Origin of the sequence: Kitasatospora sp. NBC_01302 (genome assembly GCF_035976515.1) — a bacterium.
In the GTDB taxonomy this organism is placed as follows: domain Bacteria; phylum Actinomycetota; class Actinomycetes; order Streptomycetales; family Streptomycetaceae; genus Kitasatospora.
This window is the reverse complement of record NZ_CP108404.1, coordinates 1,221,551-1,247,458: the sequence shown is the minus strand read 5'-3', so window position 1 is coordinate 1,247,458 and position 25,908 is coordinate 1,221,551. Positions and strand designations below refer to the sequence as shown.

Annotated in this window: 27 protein-coding genes; 9 read left to right on the top strand and 18 right to left on the bottom strand. The window is 73.8% G+C overall.

Annotated features, from left to right (window positions below; translation table 11 throughout):
- Positions 1 to 20: 20 nt before the first annotated feature.
- Positions 21 to 569 (bottom strand): SigE family RNA polymerase sigma factor, encoded by a 549-nt coding sequence (locus tag OG294_RS05560; protein WP_327065271.1) that lies wholly within the window; start codon positions 567 to 569, stop codon positions 21 to 23.
- Between the two features lie 184 nt (positions 570 to 753).
- Here OG294_RS05560 and OG294_RS05555 point away from each other — a divergent pair, with 184 nt between their 5' ends.
- Both OG294_RS05555 and ligD read left to right on the top strand, forming a co-directional pair.
- A complete protein-coding gene (locus OG294_RS05555) occupies positions 754 to 1,431 on the top strand; it encodes an HAD family hydrolase (RefSeq protein ID WP_327065270.1) in 678 nt (225 codons plus the stop codon).
- Complete coding sequence (gene ligD / locus OG294_RS05550) at positions 1,428 to 2,477, top strand: non-homologous end-joining DNA ligase (RefSeq protein ID WP_327065269.1); 1,050 nt, start codon at positions 1,428 to 1,430, stop codon at positions 2,475 to 2,477. Before OG294_RS05555 ends, ligD begins: the two co-directional genes overlap by 4 nt.
- A gap of 3 nt (positions 2,478 to 2,480) precedes the next feature.
- On the opposite strand, the gene OG294_RS05545 is transcribed toward ligD, so the two are convergent.
- Positions 2,481 to 3,362, bottom strand: coding sequence for an alpha/beta fold hydrolase (locus OG294_RS05545; RefSeq protein ID WP_327065268.1), 882 nt, complete (start codon positions 3,360 to 3,362; stop codon positions 2,481 to 2,483).
- 62 nt (positions 3,363 to 3,424) lie between these two features.
- On the opposite strand from OG294_RS05545, the gene OG294_RS05540 reads away from it, so the two are divergent.
- Positions 3,425 to 3,883, top strand: a complete 459-nt coding sequence (locus OG294_RS05540) for a MarR family winged helix-turn-helix transcriptional regulator (RefSeq protein ID WP_327065267.1) — start codon at positions 3,425 to 3,427, stop codon at positions 3,881 to 3,883.
- Between the two features lie 74 nt (positions 3,884 to 3,957).
- On the top strand, positions 3,958 to 4,344 hold the full coding sequence (locus OG294_RS05535; protein WP_327065266.1) for an ArsR/SmtB family transcription factor: 387 nt from the start codon (positions 3,958 to 3,960) through the stop codon (positions 4,342 to 4,344).
- A gap of 110 nt (positions 4,345 to 4,454) precedes the next feature.
- Here OG294_RS05535 and OG294_RS05530 read toward each other — a convergent pair whose 3' ends face one another.
- From OG294_RS05530 to OG294_RS05515, 4 genes are all read right to left on the bottom strand, one after another.
- Complete coding sequence (locus tag OG294_RS05530; protein WP_327065265.1) at positions 4,455 to 5,435, bottom strand: aldo/keto reductase; 981 nt, start codon at positions 5,433 to 5,435, stop codon at positions 4,455 to 4,457.
- Positions 5,372 to 5,719, bottom strand: coding sequence for an MmyB family transcriptional regulator (locus OG294_RS41010; RefSeq protein WP_442789310.1), 348 nt, complete (start codon positions 5,717 to 5,719; stop codon positions 5,372 to 5,374). Before OG294_RS41010 ends, OG294_RS05530 begins: the two co-directional genes overlap by 64 nt.
- Positions 5,720 to 6,124: 405 nt before the next feature.
- Entirely contained in the window at positions 6,125 to 7,234 is a 1,110-nt protein-coding gene (locus tag OG294_RS05520; RefSeq protein ID WP_327065264.1) for a threonine aldolase family protein, read from the bottom strand.
- Between the two features lie 89 nt (positions 7,235 to 7,323).
- Positions 7,324 to 8,979, bottom strand: coding sequence for an FAD-dependent monooxygenase (locus OG294_RS05515; protein ID WP_327065263.1), 1,656 nt, complete (start codon positions 8,977 to 8,979; stop codon positions 7,324 to 7,326).
- 72 nt (positions 8,980 to 9,051) lie between these two features.
- Between OG294_RS05515 and OG294_RS05510 the strand changes: the two genes are divergently transcribed.
- The gene (locus OG294_RS05510) at positions 9,052 to 9,627 is read left to right on the top strand and encodes a CGNR zinc finger domain-containing protein (protein ID WP_327065262.1); all 576 of its coding nucleotides are present in this window, start codon (positions 9,052 to 9,054) and stop codon (positions 9,625 to 9,627) included.
- Positions 9,628 to 9,630: 3 nt separating this feature from the next.
- Here the strand turns inward: OG294_RS05510 and OG294_RS05505 are convergent, their stop codons facing one another.
- Positions 9,631 to 10,542 carry a LysR family transcriptional regulator gene (locus OG294_RS05505; RefSeq protein WP_327065261.1) on the bottom strand — a complete coding sequence of 304 codons (912 nt, stop codon included), beginning with the start codon at positions 10,540 to 10,542 and terminating at the stop codon, positions 9,631 to 9,633.
- Positions 10,543 to 10,685: 143 nt separating this feature from the next.
- Between OG294_RS05505 and OG294_RS05500 the strand changes: the two genes are divergently transcribed.
- A complete protein-coding gene (locus OG294_RS05500; RefSeq protein ID WP_327065260.1) occupies positions 10,686 to 11,543 on the top strand; it encodes an NmrA family NAD(P)-binding protein in 858 nt (285 codons plus the stop codon).
- A gap of 123 nt (positions 11,544 to 11,666) precedes the next feature.
- Here the strand turns inward: OG294_RS05500 and OG294_RS05495 are convergent, their stop codons facing one another.
- Positions 11,667 to 12,197, bottom strand: a complete 531-nt coding sequence (locus OG294_RS05495; RefSeq protein ID WP_327065259.1) for a GNAT family N-acetyltransferase — start codon at positions 12,195 to 12,197, stop codon at positions 11,667 to 11,669.
- Between the two features lie 212 nt (positions 12,198 to 12,409).
- Here OG294_RS05495 and OG294_RS05490 point away from each other — a divergent pair, with 212 nt between their 5' ends.
- Both OG294_RS05490 and OG294_RS05485 read left to right on the top strand, forming a co-directional pair.
- Entirely contained in the window at positions 12,410 to 13,570 is a 1,161-nt protein-coding gene (locus OG294_RS05490; RefSeq protein ID WP_327065258.1) for a right-handed parallel beta-helix repeat-containing protein, read from the top strand.
- 65 nt (positions 13,571 to 13,635) lie between these two features.
- On the top strand, positions 13,636 to 14,715 hold the full coding sequence (locus tag OG294_RS05485; RefSeq protein WP_442789110.1) for a methyltransferase: 1,080 nt from the start codon (positions 13,636 to 13,638) through the stop codon (positions 14,713 to 14,715).
- 67 nt (positions 14,716 to 14,782) lie between these two features.
- Here OG294_RS05485 and OG294_RS05480 read toward each other — a convergent pair whose 3' ends face one another.
- The 10 genes from OG294_RS05480 to OG294_RS05435 all read right to left on the bottom strand — a co-directional run bounded on the left by OG294_RS05480 (position 14,783) and on the right by OG294_RS05435 (position 23,991).
- Positions 14,783 to 16,180 (bottom strand): acetyl-CoA carboxylase biotin carboxylase subunit, encoded by a 1,398-nt coding sequence (locus OG294_RS05480; RefSeq protein ID WP_327065257.1) that lies wholly within the window; start codon positions 16,178 to 16,180, stop codon positions 14,783 to 14,785.
- A 100-nt stretch (positions 16,181 to 16,280) separates the two neighbouring features.
- Positions 16,281 to 16,877 carry an acetyl-CoA carboxylase biotin carboxyl carrier protein gene (locus tag OG294_RS05475; protein ID WP_327065256.1) on the bottom strand — a complete coding sequence of 199 codons (597 nt, stop codon included), beginning with the start codon at positions 16,875 to 16,877 and terminating at the stop codon, positions 16,281 to 16,283.
- On the bottom strand, positions 16,874 to 18,601 hold the full coding sequence (gene accD, locus OG294_RS05470) for an acetyl-CoA carboxylase, carboxyltransferase subunit beta (protein ID WP_327065255.1): 1,728 nt from the start codon (positions 18,599 to 18,601) through the stop codon (positions 16,874 to 16,876). Before accD ends, OG294_RS05475 begins: the two co-directional genes overlap by 4 nt.
- Before the next feature lie 65 nt (positions 18,602 to 18,666).
- Positions 18,667 to 18,999 carry a TcmI family type II polyketide cyclase gene (locus OG294_RS05465; RefSeq protein WP_327065254.1) on the bottom strand — a complete coding sequence of 111 codons (333 nt, stop codon included), beginning with the start codon at positions 18,997 to 18,999 and terminating at the stop codon, positions 18,667 to 18,669.
- A 38-nt stretch (positions 19,000 to 19,037) separates the two neighbouring features.
- Entirely contained in the window at positions 19,038 to 19,523 is a 486-nt protein-coding gene (locus OG294_RS05460; protein WP_327065253.1) for an SRPBCC family protein, read from the bottom strand.
- A 1-nt stretch (position 19,524) separates the two neighbouring features.
- Positions 19,525 to 19,782: an acyl carrier protein gene (locus tag OG294_RS05455; protein ID WP_327065252.1), complete on the bottom strand. Its 258-nt coding sequence runs from the start codon at positions 19,780 to 19,782 to the stop codon at positions 19,525 to 19,527.
- A 32-nt stretch (positions 19,783 to 19,814) separates the two neighbouring features.
- Positions 19,815 to 21,080, bottom strand: a complete 1,266-nt coding sequence (locus OG294_RS05450) for a beta-ketoacyl synthase N-terminal-like domain-containing protein (protein WP_327065251.1) — start codon at positions 21,078 to 21,080, stop codon at positions 19,815 to 19,817.
- Complete coding sequence (locus OG294_RS05445; RefSeq protein WP_327065250.1) at positions 21,077 to 22,345, bottom strand: beta-ketoacyl-[acyl-carrier-protein] synthase family protein; 1,269 nt, start codon at positions 22,343 to 22,345, stop codon at positions 21,077 to 21,079. The genes OG294_RS05450 and OG294_RS05445 overlap by 4 nt, the downstream gene beginning before the upstream one ends.
- Complete coding sequence (locus tag OG294_RS05440) at positions 22,342 to 22,782, bottom strand: cupin domain-containing protein (protein WP_327065249.1); 441 nt, start codon at positions 22,780 to 22,782, stop codon at positions 22,342 to 22,344. Before OG294_RS05440 ends, OG294_RS05445 begins: the two co-directional genes overlap by 4 nt.
- A gap of 3 nt (positions 22,783 to 22,785) precedes the next feature.
- Positions 22,786 to 23,991, bottom strand: a complete 1,206-nt coding sequence (locus tag OG294_RS05435) for a SchA/CurD-like domain-containing protein (protein ID WP_327065248.1) — start codon at positions 23,989 to 23,991, stop codon at positions 22,786 to 22,788.
- A gap of 224 nt (positions 23,992 to 24,215) precedes the next feature.
- On the opposite strand from OG294_RS05435, the gene OG294_RS05430 reads away from it, so the two are divergent.
- Positions 24,216 to 25,850, top strand: a complete 1,635-nt coding sequence (locus tag OG294_RS05430; protein WP_327065247.1) for an FAD-dependent oxidoreductase — start codon at positions 24,216 to 24,218, stop codon at positions 25,848 to 25,850.
- The last annotated feature ends 58 nt before the right edge of the window (positions 25,851 to 25,908 follow it).

Below are 25,908 nucleotides of genomic sequence, written 5' to 3'. Positions count from 1 at the left end.
GTGGTGGTGTGGGGTGCGCGTCAGCGGGCCGCGAGTTCGAACAGCGAGTCGCCGAGCAGCCCGCGCAGCTTGACCAGGGCCCGGCTGCTGCGCACCCGCACCGCACCGGAGCTGACCCGCAGGATCTCCGCGGTCTCCTCCACGCTGCGGTCCTCCCAGTAACGCAGCACCAGGACCGCCCGGTCGGTGGGCTGGAGCTGGGCGAGCGCGTCGAGCAGCGCCACCCGCAACGTCGGGTCGGCCTCCTCGCCCGCCAGCTCGGGGAACTGGTGGGTGGGCCACTCGGTGCTGCTGCGCCGCCGCCGGTGCGACAGGAAGGTGCGGACCAGCACCTGCTGCGCGTAGGCGGCCGGATTGTCGATCTGCCCGCGCTGTCCGCGCCAGGACGTCCGGTGCCAGAGCGTGTACATCCGGCCGAGGGTCTCCTGCAGCAGGTCCTCGGCGAGGTGGCTGTCGCCGCCGGTGAGGAAGTAGGCGGAGCGGTACAGCTGCCCGGTGCGCCCGTTCGCGAACTCCAGGAACCCGGCGTCCACGCCCTCCCGCGCACCGCTGCTCTTGCCCAGCGCCACTCCTCGTACCCCCGCATCGATGATGTTCAGCTCTAAGACGTGCCGGGGTGGGGATGGTGTTACAGCTGTCGGGCGAAATCTTTTCCCGTCCGGCTGTCACGGGGCCCATGGGCGGAGCACACGGGTGCCGGACGCGCAGGTGTCGGGCGCGCGGGAGGATGGAGGTCAGGAAGGGGGCAGCCCCATGGAGCCGACCGCAGCGATCCTCTTCGACCTGGACGGCACCCTGGTGGACAGCGGCTACCTGCACACCGTCTGCTGGTGGCAGGCGCTGGCGCAGCACGACCACCGGGTGCCGATGGCGCGGGTGCACGGCGCGCTCGGACTGAGCGGCGCGCGACTGCTCGACGAGCTGCTCGGCCCGGGCCGCGACCGGGCCGCGGACGAGCGGATCGAGGCCGCCCGTACCTTGCTCTGGGCCCGGTACTCGGCGGTGCTGCAGCCCTTCGAGGCCGCTGCCCCGCTGCTGCGCGAGTGCCTGGTACGCGGTTGGCAGGTGGTGCTGGTCAGCCCGGCCGGGCCGGTCGGCGCCCGGGAGCTGGCGGTGCTGGGCCGTGCGCTGGACGGCGCGGAGCTGCCGGTGGCCGCCGGTGAGCCGGGGCCCGGGCTGCTGCGGAGCGCGCTCGCCCTGGCCGGCGCCGCGGCCGAGCACTCCGCGCTGGTCGCCGACACCGTCTGGGACGCGCGGGCGGCCGGGCTGGTCGGGCTGCCCTGCGTCGCGGTCCGCAGCAGCGGCATCGCGGAGCAGGACCTGCTGGCGGCCGGCGCCGCCGAGGTGCACCCCGACGTGGGCGCGCTGCTGGCCCAGCTGGACGACAGCCTGCTGGCCCGGCCGCGGGTGTTCGGGCAGGCGCGGAGGTGACCGGCGCCCGGCGGGCGGCGGAGGTCAGCGGCCTGCTGGCCGGGCTGCCGCCCCACGAACAGCGCCTGCTCCGCCCGGCGCCTGCCGACCCGGGCACCCCGATGCTGGCGGTGTCCGGTACGGCCGGGGCCGCCGGAGCTGCTGGCTCCTTCGGCGACGGCTGGCTCTTCGAGCGCAAGCTCGACGGCATCCGCCTGCTCGCCGTCCGCGACCGGGAGCGGGTGCACCTGTTCTCCCGCAGCGGCCGTGCGCTGGACACCGGCTACCCGGAGGTGCTGGCCGCGCTGGCAGCCCAGGCGTGCCAGGACTTCGTGGTGGACGGCGAGTTGGTCGCACTGAACGGCGGCCGGACCGACTTCTCGCTCCTGCAGCAGCGCATGCAGCTGACCCAACCCGCCGCCGTCCGCGCCAGCCCCGTCGTCGTCAGCTACTTCCTCTTCGACCTGCTGCGCCTGGACGCGCGCGACACCACCGGGCTGCCGCTGCGCACCCGCAAGGCCTTGCTGCGCGACGCCCTCGCCTTCCGTGCCCCGCTGCACTACACCGCGCACGACGAACCCGGCGCCCGGGGCGGCCGGGACCTGCTGGACCAGGCGTGCGCCCGGGGCTGGGAGGGGCTCGTCGCCAAGCGGGCCGACGGCCGTTACCTGCACCGCCGCTCCACCGACTGGCAGAAGCTGAAGTGCGTCGGCGGACAGGAGTTCGTGATCGGCGGGTTCACCGAACCGGCCGCCGGCCGGACCGGCTTCGGCGCGCTGCTGCTCGGCTACTACGAGCAGGGGCGGCTGCGCTACGCCGGCAAGGTGGGGACCGGCTTCGATGCCGCCGCGCTGCGGGCGCTGCGCGGCGGGCTGGACACCATCGAGCAGCCCCGCTCACCGTTCCAGGACGAGCCCGCGGAGCGCCGGGCGCACTGGGTGCGCCCGGTGCTGGTCGCGCAGGTCGGCTTCTCCGAGTGGACCAGGGCGGGCCTGCTGCGCCACCCCCGCTTCCTGGGCCTGCGCGATGACAAGCGGCCCCAGGAGGTGGTCCGCGAATCCCGGTGAGGGTCAGGCCTCCACCGGGTGCTGCGTGGCCAGGAACTCCAGGATCAGCCGGTCGAGCTCGCCGGCCCGCACGGCGGGCATCGCGTGGTGCGAGACACCGGGCAGCACCACCGTCTCGGCCTGCGGCAGCAGCTCCCGTGCCGCTGCCTGGACCCGCCGGACGTCGTGCGCCCGGCTCGCCCCGGCGAGCACCACCAGCGTCGGCAGCGTGCAGGCCTGCAGCTGGGCGGCCGTCGGGCGCTTGCCCACCACGACCTTGCGGCGCGGGAACTCGGCGGCCAGCCCGTACAGCTCCAGGAAGCCCGGGTCGAGCTTGGCGCCGCCGGCCTCCCACCGCAGGAAGGCGCGGGCGCCGCGCGCCGTGGGCCGCAGCAGCATCGGCAGTGCGTGCAGCAGGTAGCCGGGGCGGAAGCCGGCGAAGCACTGGGTGGGGTCGAGCAGCACCAGCCGGCGGACGCGCCGCGGCGCGCGCAGCGCGTACGTCAGGGCCTGCCAGGCGCCGTAGGAGTGGCCGCACAGGTCGGTGCGGTCGAGGCCGAGGCCGTCGAGGACACCCTCCAGCCAGTCGAGCAGGTCCGGGACGGTGCGGATGGGGCGCTCGCCGCACCGGCTGCGGCCGGCCTCGCCGATCCGGTCGACGGCGTGGACGCGGCGCTCGCGGCTGAGGTCGGCGATGTTGGCGAACCACGAGGCCGCCGTGTTGCCGCCGCCGTGCAGCAGGACCAGCGGCTCGCCGTCCGCGGGGCCGCGGACGAGGACCCGGGTCGTGCCGTACGCCGACGCCAGGTCGATCCGCTCGACGCCGCCGGTGCCGCCGGGCGCGGTCCAGCGGTCGAGGAGGGTGTCGTACGCCGTGTGGAACGCAGTCGGATCCGCCGAAGGCATGAGAGCTCCCCGAAAATAAGTCGCTGAGCAACTATCTCGCTGAGCAAGATACTATGCCCCTCATGGACGAAACGGAGCCCGGCCTGCAGACGGTGCATCAGCTGCGCGCGCTGACCCTCGAACTCCATCTGCTGGGAGCGGAGTTCGCGCAGCGCAACGGCCTGCACCCGACCGACCTGCGCGCGCTGATCTGCCTGCTGGACGCGGCCCGGGCGCAGACCCCCGCCACGCCGGGCCGGCTCGGCCGTCAGCTCGGCCTGAACTCCGCGGGCACCACGGCCGTGATCGACCGGCTCGAACGGCTCGGCCATGTGCGCCGCACCCGGGACGACCGCGACCGGCGCCGGGTGCTGCTGGAGGTGGACGAGCGGGCGGTCGCGCTCGGCCGGTCCTTCTTCGGTCCGCTGATCGCGGACGTGGTCGCTGCCGCCCAAGCGCTCTCGGAGGCGGAGCTGGCGGCGGTTCAGCGCTTCCTGGGTGCGGTGCAGGAGTCCGTCGCCGCCCAGCGCGACCTGCGCTGACCTGGTCGGACGCGGGTCTCCGTGCGCCGGAATATATGAACGGTCATTCATTAACCGCCTGTATGATGAGACGCATGGGTCATGGAGCCGCATCCCCGCAGAACGCCGTCCCGCGCACGCGCCTGGACGCTGCCGCCGCCGCCCGGGTGGCCACCACCCTGCAGGCCCTGGCCACCCCGTCCCGGCTGCTGATCCTCTCCCGGCTGCGCGAAGGCCCCTGCGCCGCCACCGAACTCGCCACCGAGGTCGGCATGGAGCAGTCCGCCTGCTCCCACCAGCTCCGCCTGCTGCGCAACCTCGGCCTGGTGATCGGCCGCCGCAACGGCCGCTCGGTCGTCTACGCGCTCTACGACAACCACGTCGCCGAACTCCTCGACCAGGCCGTCTACCACATCGACCACCTGCGCCTGGGCCTGAGCGATGCGGTGGACCCGGTGGACCCGGCGGCCACCCCGGGCTGAGCCGTCCGTCCGCCGCCCCCGCAGCATCCGCGAACTCCGGGAGCCCTGTCGGCTTCGTCCCCAGCCACGACGTCGTCGAGTGGGCCCAGTGCTCCAGGCAGGCGATCGGCTCAGAAGAACGTGGGCTGGCGCGTGACGTAGGGCGCTTCGAGGGAGTCGATCTCCTCAGTGGTGAGCTTGATGTCGAGCGCGGCGACGGCGTCCGCGAGGTGGTGCGGCTTGGTCGCACCCACGATCGGGGCGGAGACCACCGGGTTCTTCAACACCCAGGCCAGCGCGACCTGAGCCATCGACACGCCGCGGGCCAGGGCGATGCGCTGGACGGCCTCGACGATGGCCCGGTCGCTGTCGAGGAAGATCGGCCGGTCCTGCTGGTCGGTTGTCCGGTTCAGCTCCGCGCGCGGCGTGGAGCGTTCGCCCCAGGGCCGGGTGACCAATCCCCCGCCCAGCGGGCTCCACGGAATGCTTCCCACGCCCTGGTGGGCGAGCAGGCCGAACATCTCGCGTTCCTCCTCGCGGTGGATCAGGCTGTACTGGTCCTGCATGGAGACGAACCTGGTCCACCCGTGGGCCTGCGCGGCATGCTGCATCGTGGCGAACTGCCAGGCCCACATGGACGAAGCACCGACGTAGCGGGCCTTACCCGCCTTGACCACATCGTGCAGCGCCTCCATCGTCTCCTCGACCGGCGTCTGCGGGTCGAAGCGATGGATCTGGTAGAGGTCGACGAAGTCGGTGCCCAGGCGCCGCAGCGAGGCGTCGATCTGCTCCATGACGGCCTTGCGGGACAGCCCCGCCCCGCCCGGGCCCTGGTGCATCGGCGCCCACAACTTGGTAGCCAGAACGATGTCGTCACGCTGGGTGTACTTGCGCAGCGCCCGCCCGACGACCTCCTCCGAGGTGCCCAGGCCGTAGATGTTCGCGGTGTCCCAGAAGGTGATGCCGAGTTCGACGGCCTGGCGGAAGACCGGCTCGGCCGCGTTGTCGTCGAGCGCCCAGGTCGTCCGCTGGGCGGGGTCGCCGAAGCTCATACAGCCCAAGGCGATCCGGCTGATCTTGAGTCCTGATGTTCCCAACCGCGTGTACTCCATGGCCTGCTCCTGCTCGGCGAGGTGGACTTGTGCACGTGCTCCAGAGAGCGGTTGCCTTCACTGCCCACCCTGGCACGAAATGCCGCGCATGGCGGATACATCAAGCGCGAACGCGGCACCGTGCGCGGCGGGGGCAGAAGTCGGCGGCCAGGTCGAACAAGTGGGCGCGTGCGGCCTCGTCGAGCTGAAGGGAGGCGTTTGACGCCGCCGCGGTGCTGGAGGACGTCATGGGTGGCCCAGCGGGTGCGGAACAGCTCGCTCCGGGTGGAGAGTTCTCCGACCAGGTCGATCAGGCCCCCGTCGTGGGGGTCGCGTCCGGCTTCGGCGCGCGCAGGATCGCGACGGTGCCAGCGGCCATGCGTTCCCCGTCGTCGGCGAACTCACCCTCGGCTACGAAGCCCTGGCGCTCCCCGCCGACACCGGGCTGACCATCATGGCCGACAGCGCCGAACCCGGCACACCCGCATGCGACGCCCTGAACCTGCTGGCCGGTTGGGCCGCGACGATGGACCGGAACGACGGCTCCGATGCGGAGCCTCGTCCCATGTCCACCCCGTGGCCCGGCACCTCCGCCTGACGGCATGCCGATCGTCGCGTCGTCGGCGGGGCCGTCACGCGGCCGAGTCATCAAGGCCGACCCGGGCGCCCGCCCAGCCGGGCCCGCCCCAGGCCCTCGGGCCTGTCCGGCCCTAGCCGTGTGCCGCCGCCAGCTCCAGGAAGCGGTGGCCCACCCGGGTGACCTCGTCCGGGGTCCAGTGGAGGGCCGGGGCGCCCAGGGTGACCTCGCCCATGGCCAGGCCCGGGGCGGCGTCGGACCAGTAGCCGATGAACCAGGTGCCCTCCTGCTCGGCGAGGGCGAGGTTGGCCGCCCGCAGGGCCTCGGCCGAGTGGGGGAGCCAGAGCTGGAACTCGTGGGTCGGCGGCGCGGCCGGGTTGATCCGGGCGCCGGGCAGGGCGGCCAGGGCGGGGACCAGGGTGGCGGCGTGCTCGGCGTAGCGCGGGATGTGCGGGAGGACGGTGTCCAGGCCGTGCAGCGCGGCGACGGCCGCGGGCCACTGCTGGAACAGGTCGCCGCCCATCCGGTGGCGCCAGGCGCGGGCGTAGCCGGCCAGCGCCGAGGTACCGGCCAGGGCGGCGCCGCTGATGCCGCCGAGGTCCTTGTAGAAGGAGACGTAGGTGCTGTCGGCCAGGGCCGCGATCTCGGCCAGGGAGCGGCCGAAGTGGGTGGTGGTGTTCCACAGCCGGGCGCCGTCGAAGTGCACCCGGGCGCCGACCGCCCGGGCCGCCTCGGTCAGCTCGACCAGCTCCGTCCAGCTCGGCAGCAGGTAGCCGGGGTCGCGCAGCGGGAGTTCCACGGCCAGGGTGCCCAGCGGCTCGCCCAGTTCGGCGATCTCGGCGGGGGTGGGCTGGCGCTGCTCGGTGGTGGGCCACAGCGCGCGCAGGCCGGTGAGCTGGTTGTAGGCCTGTCGCTCGTGCTGCTCCAAGTGGCTCAGCGGGTGCAGGGCGACGGTCCGGCGGCCGGTCAGCTCGGCGCCGTGGCGCAGCGCGACCTGCTGGGCCATGGTGCCGGTGGGGAAGAAGACGGCGTCCTCGGTGCCGAGCAGTTCCGCGGTGCGCTCCTCCAGCCGGCGCACCGGCCCGTCGGTGCCGTAGAAGTCCGGCACCTCGTCGAGCCCGTCGATGGCGGCGAGAGTGGTGAGCCGGTCGCGCATGGTGCGCAGCGGGCCGTCGGACAGGAAGCGCTTGCTGGAGAGGCGGGCTGCGCGGCGCCGCTGGACGGCGCTCTGATCATGGCTCATCCGGCGATTGTCTGATCATCAGCGAGAGCGGGCCAAGCGATTTTCGCCGGCGCTGCCCGCTGCCCGCTGCAGCTGCCCGCCCGCGCTGCCTATGCCTGGGTGGACCCGAGGATGCGGCGGAGTACGTCCAGCAGCTCGCCGGGGCGGGACGGCCGGCCGGCCCGCCAGCCGATGTGGCCGTCGGGGCGGACCAGGAGGGCCCCGGTCGCCGGGAGGCCGCAGAGCCTGCCGACCGCGCCCGGCTCCGCCTCGCGCAGCGGCCCGCTGTCCAGCGCGTGCACGGTGACCGGGTGGCCGCCCGCCGCGGCGGCGTCGGCCTGCTGCCGCCAGGCCGGGTCGTCGTGCGGCGTCAGCAGGACGAACCCGGGGCCCACCAGGTCGAGCGTGGAGCCGACGCCGGGTGGCCCGGCGAGCCGCGCGTGCGGCAGCCGGTGCCCGGGCGCACCGCTCGGACGGTAGCCGGCGAGCCCCAACGGCAGCCACTCCGAAGCCTCCGACGCCTCCGAAGCCTCTTGGGCCCCCTGGGCGTCCGGAGCGGCCTGGGCCCCGTCGTCGATCACGGCGCTCGACCGGTAGGCGGCGGTGAGCAGCAGCTCGTCGTCCATCCGGTAGCCGCCGCCCTGGGCCCGGGCCCGGGCGTTCTCGCTCGACAGCTCGATGACCTGACGCGCCACCGGCCGGCGCTCGGCCTGGTAGCTGTCCAGCAGCGCCGGGGCGCCGAGACCGGCGGTGACGGCGGCCAGCTTCCAGGCGAGGTTGTCCGCGTCGCCGATCCCGGTGTTCATGCCGTGCCCGCCGGTGGGCGGGGTGAGGTGGGCCGCGTCGCCCGCCAGCAGGACGCGTCCGCGGCGGTAGTCGTCGGCCAGCCGGGCGTCCATCTGCCAGGTCATGGTGGAGTGGATCGTCACGTCCAGCTCGGGCAACCCGGCCATGGTGCGGACGAGTTCGGCCAGCCGGCGGTGGTCGGTGAGGTCCTGGTGCGGTCCGGGGACGGCAGGGTCGAACGGGTACTGGTAGACCCACCGGCGGTCGTTGTCGATGGCCAGGAAGCCGCCGAGCCCGGGCGGGGTGAGGAAGTACGACGTGCTGGCCCGGTCCGCCACCACCGCGCCCAGCGGTGCGTCGAAGCGGATGCTGAGGAAGTGCCGCAGGCCGGTCGGGCCCGTCATGGCCAGGCCGGCGCCGGTGCGCACCGTGCTCGCCGCGCCGTCGCACCCGATCAGCCAGTCGGCACTCACCTGGTACGGCTCGCCGCCGTCCCGGTCCTGCAGGACGGCGCGCACGCCCGGCTCCGCGCCCTCGTCCGCCGTCTGCTCGAAGGAGAGCAGGCGCACGCCGAGCCGGATCCGGTCCGCCGCCAGTTCGCGGGCCCGGTGGCGCAGCAGCGGCTCCAGCAGGTCCTGGGAGCAGACCACGCCGGGGGAGGGGGTGTGCGCGGGTCCCTCGGCCCGGTCGGCTGCGACCCCGGTACGGACGAAGCCCGGGTCGACCAGGTCCCGGCCGCGGTAGAAGGACACATGGGAGGCGGGGAGCGCGCGCTCGCGGATCGCCGCCTCGACGCCGCAGCGCCGGAAGATCTCCATCGAACGGGCCGAGATGCCACGGGCCTTGGGGTGCGGCGAGCTGTCCGTGCGCGCTTCGACCAGCAGATGGTCCACGCCCTGCGCGGACAGCAGGATCGACAGGGTCAGGCCGACCGGCCCACCGCCCACGATCAGTACCGGGGTCGTCGTCGGTGACGGCATGGCTCTCCCATGGGGCGAAGGCAGCAATAGTTGGTAACGTCTAACATCTAATTTTGACGTTACCATGGAGTCATGCCCGAGAACCTCGCCGATGCCAACCCCCGCGGCCTGCACTTCATCGTCGAACTCGCCAACGCCGTCCAGGACACCGTCCAGGACGGCACCCGGGTCGGCGCTTCGGACCTGATGGAGCTGCTGGCCCGCCATGGCGGCCCGCCGTTCCGGCTCACCGAGGCCGATGCCAGTCGACTGTGCGATGCCACCGGCGAGTTGATCGGCATCCTGGCCGCCAAGGAGCCGGATGCGGCGGCCGAGGCCATCAACGCCCTGCTCCGCCGCCACCCCGCCCGGCCGCACCTGGTGCGCCTGCCCGGCCGCCCCTGGTCGCTGCACGCCCAGGCGGACCCGGAGGACGGCCCCGTCCCCTGGCTGCTCGCCACCGCCGCGCTGGCGCTGGGGCTCTGGTTCAGCGAGCGCGGCGGCTGCGCCTGGGGGCAGTGCGCCGCACCCGACTGCGCGCACTACTTCATCGACACCGGCCGCCGCACCCCGCAGCGCTACTGCTCGGCCCGCTGTGCGACCCGGGTCCGGGTGGCCGCCCACCGCGCCCAGCGCGGCAGCGCCGCCCCTGGTGGGGCAGGTGAGTGAGCGTCAGCGCCCGTGCGAGGGTGGCGGGCCGCCCGCCGCCAGCTGCTCGGCCAGCAGGGCGAAGGCGCGGATCTTGGCGCTCTCGGTGTCGGAGCGCCAGATGAGCGCGCCGTTCGCGGGTGCCATCCCGCTCAGCGGGCGGCGTACCACCCCAGGGTGCTGGTAGAGCCGGAACAACCCCTGGTGGGTGGCCCACACCATCGCGCCGGCGGCGACCTGGTTGAACGCCTCCTGGTAGGTCTGGCCGCCGGCCTCCCGCACCAGCGGCCGTCCGAGCGGGGTGAACGGCGGGAACAGGTACAGGCGCAGCGCCTGCGGCAGTTCGGCCGGGCCGTCCAGCAGGACCTGCCCGGCCAGGTCCTCGACGTCGATGCCCCGGCGGCGCGCCAGGGGATGCCCGCTGCCGACCGCCAGGACCCGGTCGTAGGAGACCAGGACCGGTCCCACTGTCAGGTCGGGTTCGGCCACCGGCAGCAGGGTGAGCACCAGGTCCACCTCGCCGGCGCGCAGCGGCCCGTACGGATCGGCCCAGGAGACCTCGACCGTGGCGATGTCGCAGGCCGGGTGCCGCCGCGCGAAGCCAGCCACCACGTCGGTCAGCGGCGGCCCGTTGAGGCAGCCGAGGAAGCCGACCCGCAGGGTGCCGACCACCCCCTGCGCGAGGCTGCGGGCCTGCTCGAAGGCGGTGCGCAGCGCCTCGTGCGCGGCAGCGAGGCCGCGCCGGGTGTGCTCGCCGAGCGGCGTCAGGGCGACCTGGCGGCTGGTACGGGTGAACAGCGGCGCGCCGATCCGCCGTTCGAGCGACCGGATCTGCTGGCTGACCCTGGACTGGGACAGGTGGCGGCGTTCCGCGGTGCGGCCGAAGTGCAGTTCCTCGCAGAGCATGAGGAAGGTCTCTATCTCCGCCAGATCCATGTTCTCTCCCCCGGATCGATGAGCGTGGCTGATGGATTGTGCTGCAGATCGACCTTGATCGGCTACCGGCCGCGCTGCCAGGCTCCTGGTGACGGGGGATCAGCAGCAGGACGATCGAGCAGCAAGTGATGGGGAGTCATCTCGTGATTGTGGTCACTGGTGCGACCGGTACCGTGGGTTCGAAGGTGGTCGGCGGCCTTCGCGAGCGCGGCGCCGCCGTGCGGGCGCTGGTGCGTGACACCGACGCCGCCCGGGGGACCTGGGACGAGGGGGTGGAGCTCGCCGCCGCCGACTTCGCGGATCCGGCCTCACTGGACGCCGCCCTGGCCGGCGCCGACGCGGTCTACCTCCTGGTGGCGGTCCACCCGGAGATGGGCACCCACGAGCGCAACGTGATCGACGCGGCGGTCCGCACCGGCCGCCGCCCGCACATCGTGCTGCACGCCGCCGCCGGCATCGAACAGCGGCCCAAGGGCGTGCGTTTCGTGGCCGCGCACGTCGCCGGCCACGACCACCTGGCGGCCAGCGGCCTGCCCTGGACGGTGCTGGCGCCGAACGGCTTCCACCAGAACTTCCTGGGCATGGCGCAGGCGGTGCGCGGTGGCGCGCTGGCGCTGCCGGGCGGCACCGGCGCGGTCTCCTACGTCGACGCGCGCGACGTGGCCGACGCCGCCGTCCGGGTGCTGACCACGGACGGGCACCAGGGCGCGACCTACACCCTCACCGGCCCCGCCGCGCTGACGCACGACGAGATCGCCGCCGTGCTCGCCACCGCCGTCGGCACCCCCGTGGCGTACACCGCCGTGGCGCCCGAGGCGGCGCTGGCCGGCATGCTCGGCGCCGGCTGGGACGCCTGGCGGGCCGAGGGGATGGTCGAGCTGTACGGGCTCTACGCCGCCGGGCGGGCCGCCGCCGTCAGCTCGGACGTCGAGAAGCTCACCCGCCGCCCCGCACGCTCCTTCGCGGAGTTCGTCGCCGAGCACGCGCAGCTCTTCGCCTGACCGACCGCCGCACGGCCCGCCGCGCGTCCCCGCACCCCGCGCCGACGCTCCGGTCCGCACCCCGCCCCGACGGCCCGTCCACCGGGGCGGTCGGCGCGGGGTGCGCCGGCGGGTGACCGCCGGTCAGCGGCTGAGGTCGAGCCACATGGTGACCTCGTCCCGCTCGTCGCCCGGCGCCACCCGGATCGCCCGGGGCGCCCGCCCGATCTCGGTGTACCCGCAGCGCCCGTAGAAGGTCTCCAGGCCGTGGCCGCCACGCGCGGTCAGCCGCAGGCCGCTGAGCTTCCAGTCCCGGGCGATCCGGGCCGCCTCGGCCATCAGCTCCCGGCCGTACCCGAGCCCCTGGAAGTCGGGGTGGACCATCACCGCCTTGAGCATCCGCCAGTGGTCCATCGGCGCGAAGCGCAGGTCCTCGAAGAAGAGGAAGCCCGCCAGCCGCCCGCTGTCCGCCTCGTGGGCGACCAGCAGCCGGTCCGGCAGGCCGGGCCCGACCCCCGCGAGGTTCTTCCCGGCGGCCGTGCGCACCTCGGCCGCCGTCACCGGGGCGACGAAGCCGACGGCGCCGTCGGCGTTACTGGCGTCCGTCCAGAGACGGACCATGGACTCGCGCAGCTCGTCGTCGATCCGGGGATCCAGCGTCATGGTCAATGTCATGGTCGAAGAGGCTAACTGACCATTACATGCCCGGACAACGGATTTTCACCGGAGAGTGAGCAGAAGTGGCGGGCCGTGACCTGCGCCCATAGCTTCGACTCAACGGACACGCGCAGCCGGGCGCCGAGCGCGGCGTCGCCGACGGACTGCCATCCGGTCCGCCGCTGAGCACGGAAACTCCTTGCCGGGGTCCTGGAAAGCAGGTTGGGACCATGCCCACACGACGGGCTCGCCAAGTGGCGGGCGCGACCGCCGGCCTTCTGCTGGGGCTGGGGGCCGCTTCGCCCGCCCACGCCAGTGCGACGCATCCCGCCGTCGTCCACGTCCATGCCGGCCACCCCGGCTCCACCGACCGGACCAGCCGCACCGCCCTGACCGGCCGCATCGCCCGTACGGTCCACACCGTCCGCCCCGGCCAGTCGATCCAGCAGGCCGTGGACGGCGCCCGGCCGGGGGACACCGTCCTCGTGCTGCCCGGCACCTACCGGGAGAGCGTGCAGATCACCACCTCCGACCTGACCCTGCGGGGCGCGGAGGGCCTGAGCGTGATCACCCCGGGGCCGGCCGGCGCCACCGGGTCGGCCGCCGCGTGCGCCCGGGCCGGTCACGGCATCTGCGTCACCGGCGCGGAGGGGAAGCGCCTCACCGGGGTGCGGATCGAGTCGCTCACCGTCTCCGGCTTCCCGAAGAACGGGCTCTCGGCCTCGCAGACCGACGGGATGACGGTGCGCCACGTGCTGGCCGAGAAGAACGGCGAGCAGGGCATCAGCCAGGAGAAGTCCATCCGCGGCCGGTTCCTGGACAACGAGTCCCGGGGCAACGGCCAGTCCGGCATCTTCCTGGCGAACATCGCCGACGGCAAGGGCGGGGCGATCGACACCGAGGGCGCGCAGGTCAGCGGCAACCGCCTGACCGGCAACCGGATCGGCGTGGTGGTCCGGCGGCTGCGCGACCTCGTGGTCGAGCACAACACCATCACCGGCAACTGCGGTGGCGTCTTCGTCGTCGGCGACGACGGCAGGCCCCGCGCGGGCGATCTGACCGTGCGGCAGAACACGGTGGACCGGAACAACCAGTACTGCGCGCCGAACGACCGCCTGCCCTACATCCAGGGCACCGGCATCGTGCTGACCGGCGTGGAGCAGACCCGGGTGACCGACAACGAGGTGCTGGACAACGTCGGCGCCTCGCCGCTGTCCGGCGGCATCGTGCTCTTCCGCAGCTACGTCGGCGGCCTGAGCGCGGACAACACCATCAGCGCCAACACGGCCAAGGGCAACGGGCCCGCCGACCTCGCCGACCGCGACGGCGGCCCCGACAACACCTTCAGCGGCAACACCTGCCGGGTCTCCGAGCCCGCGGGCCGGTGCTGAGCGGCCGGCAGCCGACGGCCCGGGGCCCCGGCCTCCCCAACCCCATCGAGAGAACGGCGGCGCTTATGACCACCACATCGTCCACTCCGACCACACCCACCACCACGCCCACCACCATGACCAGCAGCTCGGCCGCCGCCCCGGCGGCCATGCGGCTGCGTGAGCTCGTCTTCGGCGCCGCCTGCGCGGCCGCCGTGCGGGCGGCGGCCGGACTGCGCGTCGCCGACGCGCTCGGCGAGAGCCCGGCCACGGCCGACGAGCTGGCCGGCACGCTGGGGATCGAGCCCGGTCCGCTCGGCCGGCTGCTGCGCGCCCTGTCCTGCTACGGCATCTTCGCCGAGACCGGGGACGGCCGCTTCGTCCACACCGAGATGTCCCGGCTGCTCCAGGAGGACGCCCCCAACAGCCTGCGCTACATCGCGCTGTGGTGCACCGCCCCGTGGACCTGGGAGGCCTGGCCGCGCCTGGACGAGGCGGTCCGGTCCGGGGAGAGCGTCTTCCCCGACCTGTACGGCAAGGAGTTCTTCGACTACCTGCACGACGACGCGGCGGACACCGCCCGGGTCTTCGACAAGGCGATGACCCACTCCAGCCGTCAGTCCGCCGACGACATCGCCCGCTTCGTCGACCTGACGGGGGTCGACTCGGTGGTGGACATCGGCGGTGGCCAGGGCCACGTGCTGGCCAGCCTGCTGGAGCGCTACCCGCAGCTGCACGGCGCGCTGCTCGACCTGCCCACCGTGGTGGCGAACGCCGATCCGCGCCTGCGCGAGGGCGGCGCGCTCGCCTCGCGGGTCCGGCTGCTGCCGGGCGACTGCCGCAGCGAGGTCCCGATCCAGGCCGATCTCTACATCATCAAGAACATCCTGGAGTGGGACGACGACAGCACCCGCCGCACCCTGCGCAACGTGGTGGCGGCCGCCCGGCCGGGCGCCCGGGTCCTGGTGATCGAGAACCTGGTCGACGACAGTCCCTCGATGCGGTTCACCACCGCCATGGACCTGCTCCTGCTGCTCAACGTCGGCGGCGCCAAGCACTCCAAGGACAGCCTGGTCACCCTGATGACGGAGGCCGGCCTGGCGGTCGGCGACGTCCGTCCGGTCAACGCCTACCTGCACGCCTTCGACTGCACCGTGCTGGGCTGACGGCCCGGACACAGCAGGGCGCCGGCAGCGAAATCGCTGCCGGCGCCCTGCTGTGCGGGGTCGGAGGTCAGCCGGCCGGGACCGGGGCGGCGGGGGCCGGCGGCTCCTCGGCGGGCTGCTCCTCGGTCATCGCGGCGACCAGGCCGGTGGTGTGCCGGGCGGTCTGGAAGAGCGGGTGCGCGAGGGTCTCGCGCAGGAAGCCGATGGTGGTCCGCACACCCGGGCCGGCCACCCGGAACTCCTCCAGCGCCCGGTCCATCCTGACGATCGCCTGCTCCCGGTCCGGGGCCCAGACGGCCGCCTTGGCGAGCAGCGAGTCGTAGTCGGGGCCGACCCGCCAGCCGGGGTAGGCGTGCGTGTCGATCCGCACGAAGGGGCCGCCGGGCGGCACGAACTCGGTGAGCAGGCCCGGCGCGGGCGCGAAGTCACGGGCCGGGTCCTCGGCGTTGACCCGGCACTCCAGCGCCACGCCGCGGGTGCGGACCTCGTCCTGACGCACCGACAGCGGCAGGCCCGCGGCGATGGCGATCTGCTCGCGCACGATGTCCACCCCGGTCACCAGCTCGGTGATCGGATGCTCCACCTGCAGGCGGCAGTTGATCTCCATCAGGTAGAACTCGTGGTCCGGCGTCAGGACGAACTCGAAGGTGCCGGCCCCGACGAAGCCCACCGCGGCGGCGCCGCGCACCGCCGCCGCCCACATCGCCTCGCGCAGCTCGGTCGGCAGCTCGGGCGCGGGGGCCTCCTCGATGAGCTTCTGGTGCCGGCGCTGCACCGAGCAGTCGCGTTCGCCCAGGTGGATCACCGAGCCGTGCCGGTCGCACAGCACCTGCACCTCCACGTGGCGCGCGTCCTGGACGAAGCGCTCCAGATAGAGACGGTCGTCGCCGAAGACGGCCCGGGCGTGGGCCTGGGTCTCGACGTAGGCCAGCCGCAGGCCGTCGGCGTCCTCCACCACGGCCATGCCGCGACCGCCGCCGCCCGCGACCGCCTTGAGGATCACCGGATAGCCGACCTGCTGGGCGAGTTCCTTGGCCTCGGCCGAGGAGGCCAGCGCATCGGTGCTGCCGGGCAGCACGGGCAGCCCGGCCTGGGCCATCAGGGCCCGGGCCACCGCCTTGTCGCCGAGCTGCTGCATCACGTGCGCGGGCGGGCCGATGAAGACGATGCCGTTGGCCTCGCAGATCTCCGCGAAGTCCGGGTCCTCCGACAGGAAGCCGTACCCGGGGTGGACGGCCTGCGCCCCGGTCTGCAGCGCCGCCTCGATGATCGCGGGAACGCTGAGGTAGCTCGACTTCGCGGCGGGCGGGCCGATGTGCACCGCCTCGTCCGCGAAGCGGACCACGGCCGAGTCGCGGTCCACGGTCGAGTACACCGCCACCGTCCGGATGCCGAGTTCGCGGCAGGCGCGGGCCACCCGCAGCGCGATCTCCCCACGGTTGGCGATGAGAACGGTTGAGAACATGGAGATCACCTCGGTGGTCGGGGCACGCGGACGCACGCGCGAAAGGCCGAAGGGCCCGTCCGGCCGTGCCCGCGCACGGCGGGCACGGCCGGACGGGCCCCTAGTCCTCCTCGGCGGCGACGGGTTCGAGGGCGATCAGGCGCTGGTCGAACTCGACGGCCTGACCGTTCGGCGCGATCAGCTCGACCACCCGGCCGCCGACGGCGGAGGTGATCGTGCTCATCATCTTCATCGCCTCCAGGACCCCCACCGGCTGGCCGGGCTGGACCAGGTCGCCGATGCCGACGAACGGTGCGGCCTCCGGCGAGCTGGCGTGGTAGAAGGTGCCGACCATCGGGGAGCGGACGTAGCTGAGGTCGTCCTGCTCCTCCGCCACCGGCCCGCCGGGCTGCTCACCGGCCGGCGTGCGGCCCGCGGGCTGCGCCGGGTCGCCCGGGTCGGGCCACTCGACCTCCACGCTGGTCTGCCCGTCCCTTATCCGGATCCGCCGCGGTGTCGCCGGTGCGGCCTTGGCCAGCTGCGCGACATTGCGGCAGACCGCGTCGAGCAGCTCGCCGGGGGCCGGCGCCGGGTGCTCGGCCCGGCTGCCGTTCGCAGCCTGGCCCGCGTGTCGCCCGTCCTCGGGGTCCAGCTTGCGGCGGTCCTCCTCGCGACGGGCGAGCTCTCGGCGTTCCCACTCCACACGGTCCGGCTTCACCGGGCACCTCCTTCAGCACTCAGGCCGCTGTCGAGTCCGAAGCGGTGAAAGCGGTCGCGGCGCTCGCTCAGCAGCCGCTGCGGCTCCCATGGCTCCAGTTCGTCCAGGGCGGTGGTCACGGCGTTGCCCAGCAGGGCGGCGGCCTGCAGGTGGTCGGTGTGCGCACCGCCCGGCGGCTCCGGCACGACGCCGTCGACGATACCCAGGCGCAGCAGTTCCCCGGCATCGACGCGCAGGGCCGCCGCCGCGGTCGGCGCGGCCTGCGCGTCCTTCCACAGAATGGCGGCGCAGCCCTCGGGGCTGATCACCGAGTAGATCCCGTTGGCGCAGATCAGCACCCGGTCGGCGACGGCCAGCGCGAGTGCGCCGCCGCTGCCGCCCTCGCCGGTGACCACGGCGACGATCGGCACCGGCAGCCGGGCCATCAGGCGCAGGTTCTCCGCGATCGCGACGGCCTGGCCGCCGCGCTCCGCGTCCGGCCCCGGGTTGGCGCCGGGGGTGTCGATCAACGTGACCACCGGCAGGCCCAGCTTGGCCGCCATCCGCATCAGCCGGGCCGCCTTGCGGTAGCCGCCGGGGCTCGGCATGCCGAACTTGCGACGCTGGCGCTCGACCAGGTCGTTGCCGCCCTTCTGGTGCCCGATCAGCATGACGGGCCGTCCGTTCAGCCGGCCGGGGCCGCCCACCACGGCCGAGCAGTCCTCCGAGATCCGGTCGCCGTGCAGTTCCCGGAAGCCGTCCAGCAGGTGCGCGGCGTAGTCCAGCGTGGTGGGCCGCTCGGGATGGCGGGCGAGCCGCACCGCGCTCCAGGCGTCGCCGGTCGGCAACTCCTCGACGCTGCGCAGGATCCCGCCGCCCGGCCCGGCCGGCTCGGCGGTCTGCGCCGGTGCGGCGTGGGCCGCGGAGCCGTCCGGCGCGGGCTGCAGGCTCAGCAGCTGCGCGAGCGTGGCGCGCAGCGCGGCCCGTGGCACCACGCCGTCGACCAGCCCGTTGCGCAGCAGGAACTCCGCGGTCTGGAAACCGGCCGGCAGGCTCTCGCCGATGGTCTGCTCGATCACCCGCGGCCCGGCGAAGCCCAGGCGCGCGCCCGGCTCGGCGATGATCACGTCGGCGAGGGTGGCGAACGAGGCGGCCACGCCGCCGTAGGTCGGGTCGGTGACCAGCGACACCACCAGGACGCCGGCCTCGTCGAGTTCGGCCAGCGCCTGGGAGGTCTTGGCCATCTGCATCAGCGACAGCACGCCCTCCTGCATCCGGGCCCCGCCCGAGGCGGTGACCAGCAGCAGGGGAATCCGCAGCCGCAGGCTGGTCCGGGCGGCCTCGGTGATCAGCGCGCCGACCCCGCAGCCCAGACTGCCGCCGAGGAAGCGGAAGTCCATCGCCGCCACCACCACCGGGCGGCCCTCGACGGTGCCCCGCACGCAGAGCACCGCCTCGCGCAGCCCGGTGGTGGTCTGGGCGTCCAGCAGCCGCTCCGGGTAGGGCCGGGTGTCGGCGAAGCCGAGCGGGTCGCTGACGCACTCGACGTGGTCGAGCGGCTGGGCCGAGTCCGGGTCGAGCAACTGGTCCAGCCGCTCGCGCGCGGTGAGCCGGGCGTGTGATCCGCAGTCGGGGCACACGCGCAACGCCCGGCTGAAGCGCTTGCCGTAGATGAGAGTGACGCAGCGCTCGCACCGCACCCAGGAGGGTGCCTGTTCGGCCGCCGGGTTCCCTACCTCGACCATGGAGTTTCCTTCCAGCCTGTGCGTCCGCTACCGGCGGGCGCCGCGCGGACCTGTCCGGCGGATCTTCACGCGGTGGAGCCGCGCTCCCAGCGGTAGAACTCGCGGGCCATCGCGTCCTTCGGCTCCCGCCAGGTCTGCGGGTCGTACGCCTGGACGTAGGCGGCGAGCCGTTCGCTGACGTCGCGGAACTCCGGGTGGCCGGTCACTTTGGCCACCTCGGGGCCGGGGGGACGCTCGGCCTCGATCAGGTGCAGGTACAGGTCGCCGAACTGGAACAGGCTGCGGCCGGTCACCCCGATCAGCTGGGGCAGTTCGCCGCGGTCGGAGTCCGCGAAGGTCCTGGCGATGTCGGGGGCCGCGCCGGGCTTCATCCGGGCGACGATCAGAGCGCGGTGCATGGGTCGCGTGCCTTTCCTGAAGTGCTTCGCGGGCTGGGTCAGTTGGGCATGGCGGCCGGGGCGCCGCGGCCGGTCTCGCGGGCGTGGCGCTCGACCTTGTCGCGGATGAGCTCCATCTGGATCCTGGAGTTGCGGTTGATGTGGGCGGTCATCCCGGCGTCGTCCACCGGCGCGGTGGGCTTCATCGCGAAGTCCTGGATCCAGCGCATCGCGGTGCCGCCGTCGGCCTCCCGGTACTCCCAGCGGATCTCCATGAACTCGAAGGGGCCCGGCTCGACCCGGCGCGCCCGCACGCTGAGCGCATCGCGGTCGGTCTCCCGCTCGGAGACCCAGCTCCACACCTGGCCGTTCTCGTCGGGGTGCATGGTCAGCCGGAAGGTGACCTTCTCGCCCTGCCGGTCGAGCACCTCGACGGAGGCGTACTCGCTGAACAGCTGCGGCCAGCCCTCGAGGTCGTTGGTCAGGTCCCAGGTCAGCCCGACGGGGGCGGCGATCAGGATCTCGTTCTCGGTGTGTCCGGTCATCTCAGGCTCCAACGGTGAGTTGGTCGTTGACGAGGGCGAGGAAGTCCTCGGGGGTCTTGCAGCTCTCCGGCTCGTTGCCGATCGGCTTGCCGTAGCGGTTCTCCAGCTCGGAGACGATGCCGAGCAGGCCGAGCGAGTCGAGCCCGAACTGCTCGAAGAGCGCGTCGGGCTGGCGCTCCAGGTCGGCGGCGTCGACCGACAGTCCGGCCCGGCCCTTCATGAGCGAGGCGAGTTCTTCGAAGGTCACGGGGTCGTTCATCTTGGTCTCCTTCAGGGTGGGGTGGAGCGGGATCAGGGGCGGTCGTCGGTGCCGCGCCGCAGCACGAGCGCCGAGTTGCAGCCCATCAGGCCGCGGCTGAGCACCAGCGCGGTGCGCAGCGGCAGCTTGCGGGCGTGGCCGGTGACCAGGTCGAGGTCGTGCCGCACCTCGGTGATGTTCGGCGTCGGCGGCACCAGACCGTGTTCCAGCGCCAGCACGGCGGTGGCCACGTCCAGCGACGAGGCGGCCGAATAGGCCCGGCCGTAACCGGTCTTGGGCGCGGTCACCGGGACCTCGGCGCCGTGCGGGCCCAGCGCGTCGGCGATCGCCAGCGCCTCGGCCTGGTCGGCGGCGGGGACGCCGAGGGCGTCGGCGAAGACCACGTCGATCTCGTCGGGCGCGCAGCCCGCCTCCGCCAACGCGCCCTGGATCGCCCGTGCCAGGCCCTGCCGGGAGGCCTCCCAGCCGGCGGTGCCGGTGAAGGTCGCGGCGTGGCCGGCCACCATGGCCCGGACCCGGGCGCCGCGCCGCTGCGCCGCGCCCGCCTCCTCGACGACGAACATCGCGCCGCCCTCGGCCGGGGAGAAGCCGCAGGCGTCGTCGGTGAACGGCAGATACGCCCGGTGCGGCTCCTCGGCCAGGCTGAGCTCCGGGTAGCCGAGCTGGCAGACCACCGAGTAGGGGGCCAACGGTGCCTCGGTGGCGCCGGCCACCACCGCGTCGGTGCCGTGCCGGATGGTCCGGCAGGCGTGCGCGAAGACGTCGAGGCCGCCGGCCTCGTCGTTGGCCAGCACGCCGCACGGCCCCTGGAAGCCGCCGCGGATGGAGATCTGGCCGGTGCTCGCGGCGTAGAACCAGGCGATGGACTGGTAGGGGCCCACGAACTTGGGCCCCTGTCCCCACAGGTTCTGCAGCTCGCCCTGGCCGAACTCGCCGCCGCCGGAGCCGGCCGCCGTCACCACGCCGATCCCGAAGGGCTGCTGCGGGTCCTTCGCCAGCTGGGCGTCCTCCAGGGCGAGTTCGGCCGCGGCCATGGCGAAGTGGGTGAACCGGTCGGTCTGCACCAGGAAGCGGTTCTCGATCAGCCCGGCGGGGTCGAAGCCGCGCACCTCGCCGGCCACCCGCAGCGGCAGGTGGGTGCAGCCCTCGCGGGAGACCGGGCCGAGCACGGCGGTGCCCTGCTGAACCGCCTTCCAGAAGGCGTCGGTTCCCACCCCGCTCGGCGCGACCACGCCCAGGCCGGTGATCACCGCCCGGCGCTCGTCCGGTTGCCGTGCCGGGTCACGCTGTCGGGTCATTGCGTCCTCCCGTCGGAGCGGGTGAGCACCACCGCGGACTGGAAGCCGCCGAAGCCGCTGCCGACCGAGAGCACGGTGCGCAGGTGCGCGGCGCGAGCGGTGCGCGGCACGTAGTCCAGGTCGCACTCCGCGTCGGGCGTCTCGTAGTTGGCGGTCGGCGGCACCACCCCGTGGGTCAGGGCCAGTGCGCAGGCGGCCAGTTCGATCGCGCCGATGGCGCCGAGCGAGTGCCCGACCATCGACTTGATCGAGCTCATCGGCACGGTGTAGGCGTGCGCGCCCAGTGAGCGTTTGACGGCCGCCGTCTCGTGCCGGTCGTTCTGCTTGGTGCCCGAGCCGTGCGCGTTGACGTAGTCGACGTCGGTGGGGTCGAGCTGGGCCTCGGCCAGCGCGCGGTCGATCGCCTCCGACATCTCCCGGCCCTCCTGGGTGAGGCCGGTCATGTGGTACGCGTTGCCGAAGGTGGCGAAGCCGCGGATCTCGCAGTAGATCCGCGCACCGCGGGCGCGGGCGTGCTCCAGCTCCTCCAGCAGCAGCACGGCGGCGCCCTCGCCGAGCACGAAGCCGTCGCGGTCGGCGTCGAAGGGGCGCGAGGCGTGCGCGGGGTCGTCGTTACGGGTGGAGGTCGCCTTGATCGCGTCGAAGCAGGCGACCGTGATCGGGGAGATCGGCGAGTCCGAGGCGCCGGCCACCACGATGTCCGCCTTGCCCTCGGCGATGGCGTGGAAGGCGTGGCCCACCGCGTCCAGCCCCGAGGTGCAGCCGGTGGAGACGGTCTGCACCGGACCGTGCGCGCCGATGTCCTCGGCGACCTCGGAGGCCAGCGCGCTCGGCGAGAAGGCGCGGTGCAGGTGGGCGCCCGCGCCTTGGTGGTCCACGTCCCAGCGGCCACCGCCGGCGCTGACCGCCACGTAGTCGTGCTCCAGCCGGGTGGTGCCGCCGACGGCCGAGCCCAGCGAGACGCCGATCCGCCAGGGGTCCTGCACCCCGAGGTCGAGCCCCGAGTCGCGCAGCGCCTCGGCGGCGGCGGCCAGCGCGAACTGCACGTAGCGGTCGGCGCGTTCGGCCCGCTCCGGCTCCAGGCCGCAGGCCATTGCGTCGAAGTCGCACTCGGCCGCGATCCGGGAGCGGAACCCCGCGGGATCGAAGAGGGTGATCCCGCGGGTCGCGGTCTGGCCGGCCGTGAGCAGGTCCCAGAAGGCCCGCACGCCTATCCCGCCGGGGGCCACCACACCGAGGCCGGTGACCGCGACGCGGCGCATCACGCCGTCGCTCCGGTCGGGTCGGGCGGCATCGACAGGGCACCGGCCACCTGGGTGGTGTCCTCGGTGTCGACGTGGCCGAGTTCGGGCCGCGGCGCCAGCGGCCCGAGGTGGAAGACCATCCGGGCCTCGGTGCCGCCGGTGTTGCGGAAGCGGTGGCGCACGTCGCGCGGGATCATCAGGCCCTGGTCGGGCCGCAGCGGGTGCGTCGCCCCGTCCAGGTCCACCTCCAGCTCGCCGCTGACGACGAAGACGAACTCCTCGGAGTACGGGTGGTAGTGCTCACCGATCCGCTCGCCGGGCTGGATGATCGCCAGCCCCATGAAACCGCTGGTGGCGCCGACGGTGGTCGGCGTGAGCAGGGCGCGCAGGTCGCCGCCGCGCCGCCGGTTGGGCTGCGTCTCGTCGAGGTGCACGATGCGTACGGGCTTGGCGGTCACGGGTCACTCTCCGGTGGCGGCGGACGCCGGGGCGGCGTGCGGGTCGGGGGACGGGGACTTGCGGTCAGTGACCAGGTCCATGGCACAGCCGTCCAGGAAGCGGGTGATCCCCGCCGCGGTCGTCAGGTCGGTGTCCGCGGGCAGGTCCAGGTGGCGGCTCAGCGCGGTCGGCGTGCTGCCAGGGGCCAGGCCCGCCGCCTGCGCGGGCGCCTGCCGGTAGGGCACCCGCAGGTCGACCAGGCGCACCAGCAGGCCGTCGCGCAGGAACATCGTGGCGGCGGCCAGCGGGTGCGTCGCGTCCCCGGCGGCCGACTTGTCCTGCTCGGCGAGCAGCTCGACGGCGGCGGCGCCGTGGCCGGGCCGCACCGGGTAGAGGAAGGCCAGACGGGTGAGTTCGCCCGTGGCGGACTCGCCGCCGGTGTGGTGCACCGCGGGCAGCGCCGCGCGGGCGAAGAAGGCCCGGGTGGAGGCCGGGTCGGCGAAGTCGCGGGCCTCCTCCAGGTACGGGTTGACCGCCTCCTCGACGGCCCGCACCTCGGGCTGCACCGCCACGTGCCGCAACGCGTTGCCCAGGTCGCCCTCCACCTCGACGGCCCGCACCACGCGGTTGCCGCGCATGAAGAGCGAGGTGCGGCAGAGCCGGGTGGTGCGGTCCACCTGGGCCTGCGGCGAGCGGTAGCCCGAGAGGATGTCGGCGACGGCCGCTTCGCTGCCGGGCTTGACCGTGAAGGTGAGCGCGTGGCGCACCACGCCTCCGTTGGCCAGGGGCGGCGTCGGCAGCGGGTCGGTGCGCCGGGTGGGGGGCCCTGCGCTGACCGCCGCGGTCCTGCGCAGGGGTGCGCCGGTCGGTCCGGGCGTCGGCTCGGGGGTCTCCCGGGCGATGACGAACCGCAGCGAGCGGGTGTCGCTGACGCACTGGTGGAGCGGTTCGACCACCTTGCGGTGGGCGGCGCTGTCCACCCAGCTCAGGAAGGGCTCGGCGCCCTCCCACTCGCTGGTGATCAGCCACTGCGAGGCGTTGCCGAGGGACTGGCACAGCTGGTCGCTGATGTGGCCGGGGACCTTGGCCACCTGGTGGCGGATCTGCTCGTAGGCGGCCAGGAAGCGCTGCTCCTGGCCGTCGTGCACGTCGAGCAGCAGCACGACGCGCAGCCGGGAGTCGGTGGCCGGGGTGAGGGGTGGGATGTGCCTGTCGGACAGGGTTGTCACGGTGCTAGTTCCTCTCGCTCGATCCCGGCCCTTGCACACGTTCCGGGGCCTGATCGCATGCGTTCGATACTACGTACCGCAACGATTCCCGCACGATGCGTGAGTCGCTCGGGTGAAGATCCGCTTCCGGTCGGCCGCGGCTGGGAATACGTAGGCCCCGGGCCGATTCGGAGCGTCGCGACGGCGGCGGCCGGGCCCCTTCCCCGTACGGCTGGAGAGACCTCATGACCTCGCAGGTCGACGACCGCGTGCCGGTCCTGATCGTGGGCGGTTCCCTGGTGGGGCTGTCCGCCTCACTGTTCCTCGGGCGCCTGGGCATCGAACACCTGGTGGTGGAGCGACATGCGCGCACCTCGCACCACCCGCGCGGACGCGGCAACAACGTGCGCACGATGGAGCTCTACCGGACGGCGGGGGTGGAGCAGCAGATCCGGCAGGCCGCCGCCGTGCTGGCCGAGAACCACGGCATCCTGCAGGCCGGCACGCTGACCGGCGCCGACCAGGAGTGGCTGTTCCGGGAGATCGACCCGGGCGGCGCGCTCTCCCGGCTCAGCCCCTCCGGCTGGTGCCTGTGCAGCCAGAACGACCTGGAGCCGGTCCTGCTGCGCTGCGCCCAGGAGTTGGGCGGCCAGGTGCGCTTCGGCACCGAGCTGGACTCCTTCGAGCAGGACGGCGCCGGGGTGACGGCGCTCGTCCGGGACCGGGAGAGCGGTCAGCTGCGCACGGTGCGCGCCGACTACCTGATCGCGGCGGACGGTCCGCGCAGCCCGGTGCGGGAGAAGCTGGGCATCGGGCGCACCGGGCAGGGCGACCTGTTCCACAACGTCAGCATCACCTTCACCGCCAAGCGGTTGGCCGACGTTGTGGGCGAACGACGTTTCATCGTCTGCTACTTGACCAATCCCGAGGGCGCGGGAGCGCTGCTGCCGGTGGACAACCAGCAGCACTGGGTCTTCCACGCGCCCTGGCACCCGGACCGCGGCGAGGAGTTGGCGGACTTCACCGACGAGCGGTGCGTGGAGCTGATCCGGGCCGCCACCGGCGTCCCCGACCTGGAGGTGGAGGTGACCGGCAGGGCGCCCTGGCACGCCGCCGAACGGGTCGCCGAGCGCTACGGCGAGGGCCGGGTCTTCCTCGCCGGGGACTCGGCGCACGAGATGTCCCCGACCGGGGCGTTCGGGTCGAACACCGGGATCCAGGACGCGCACAACCTCGCCTGGAAGCTCGCGGCGGTGCTGCGCGGCTGGGCGGGCCCGGGGCTGCTGGAGACCTACGACGCCGAGCGGCGCCCGGTGGCGTCGGCGACCAGTGCCCGCGCCTCGGCGCGCTCCGCCGAGCACCGCCACCCCGGGTACGAGGTCAGCCCCGGCACCGGGCGGCAGGCCGGCATGATGGCGGTGGTGCTGGGCTACCGCTACGACTCGACTGCCGTGGTGGACAGTGCGGCTGACGGATCGCCGGTTCCGCAGGACTTCCGGCCGATCGCCGAACCGGGCGGCCGGGCGCCGCACCTGTGGGTGCGCCGGGGCGGGGCCCGGGTGTCGACGCTGGATCTCTACGAGACCGCGCCGGTGCTGCTGAGCGGACCGGAGGGCGGGGCCTGGCACGCCGCCGGGCAGCGGGTGGCCGAGCGGCTGGGCGTGCCGCTCGCCTGCTACCGGGTCGGGCCGGATGCGCAGCACGACCTGGTGCCCGAGGACGGCGCCGACTGGGAGCGCCTGCACGGGGTGGCGGCGGACGGCGCGGTACTGGTGAGGCCCGACGGGTTCGTGGCCTGGCGGGCGCGCGGCTCGGCGGCCGAGCCGGAGCTGCTGCTGGCCGAGGTGCTGGGCCGGGTGCTGGACGTGCGCGCCGGCTGACCGCCGGGCGCACGACGGCGGGGGCGTCCGGACCGGGCGCCCCCGCCGTCGCGTGCTG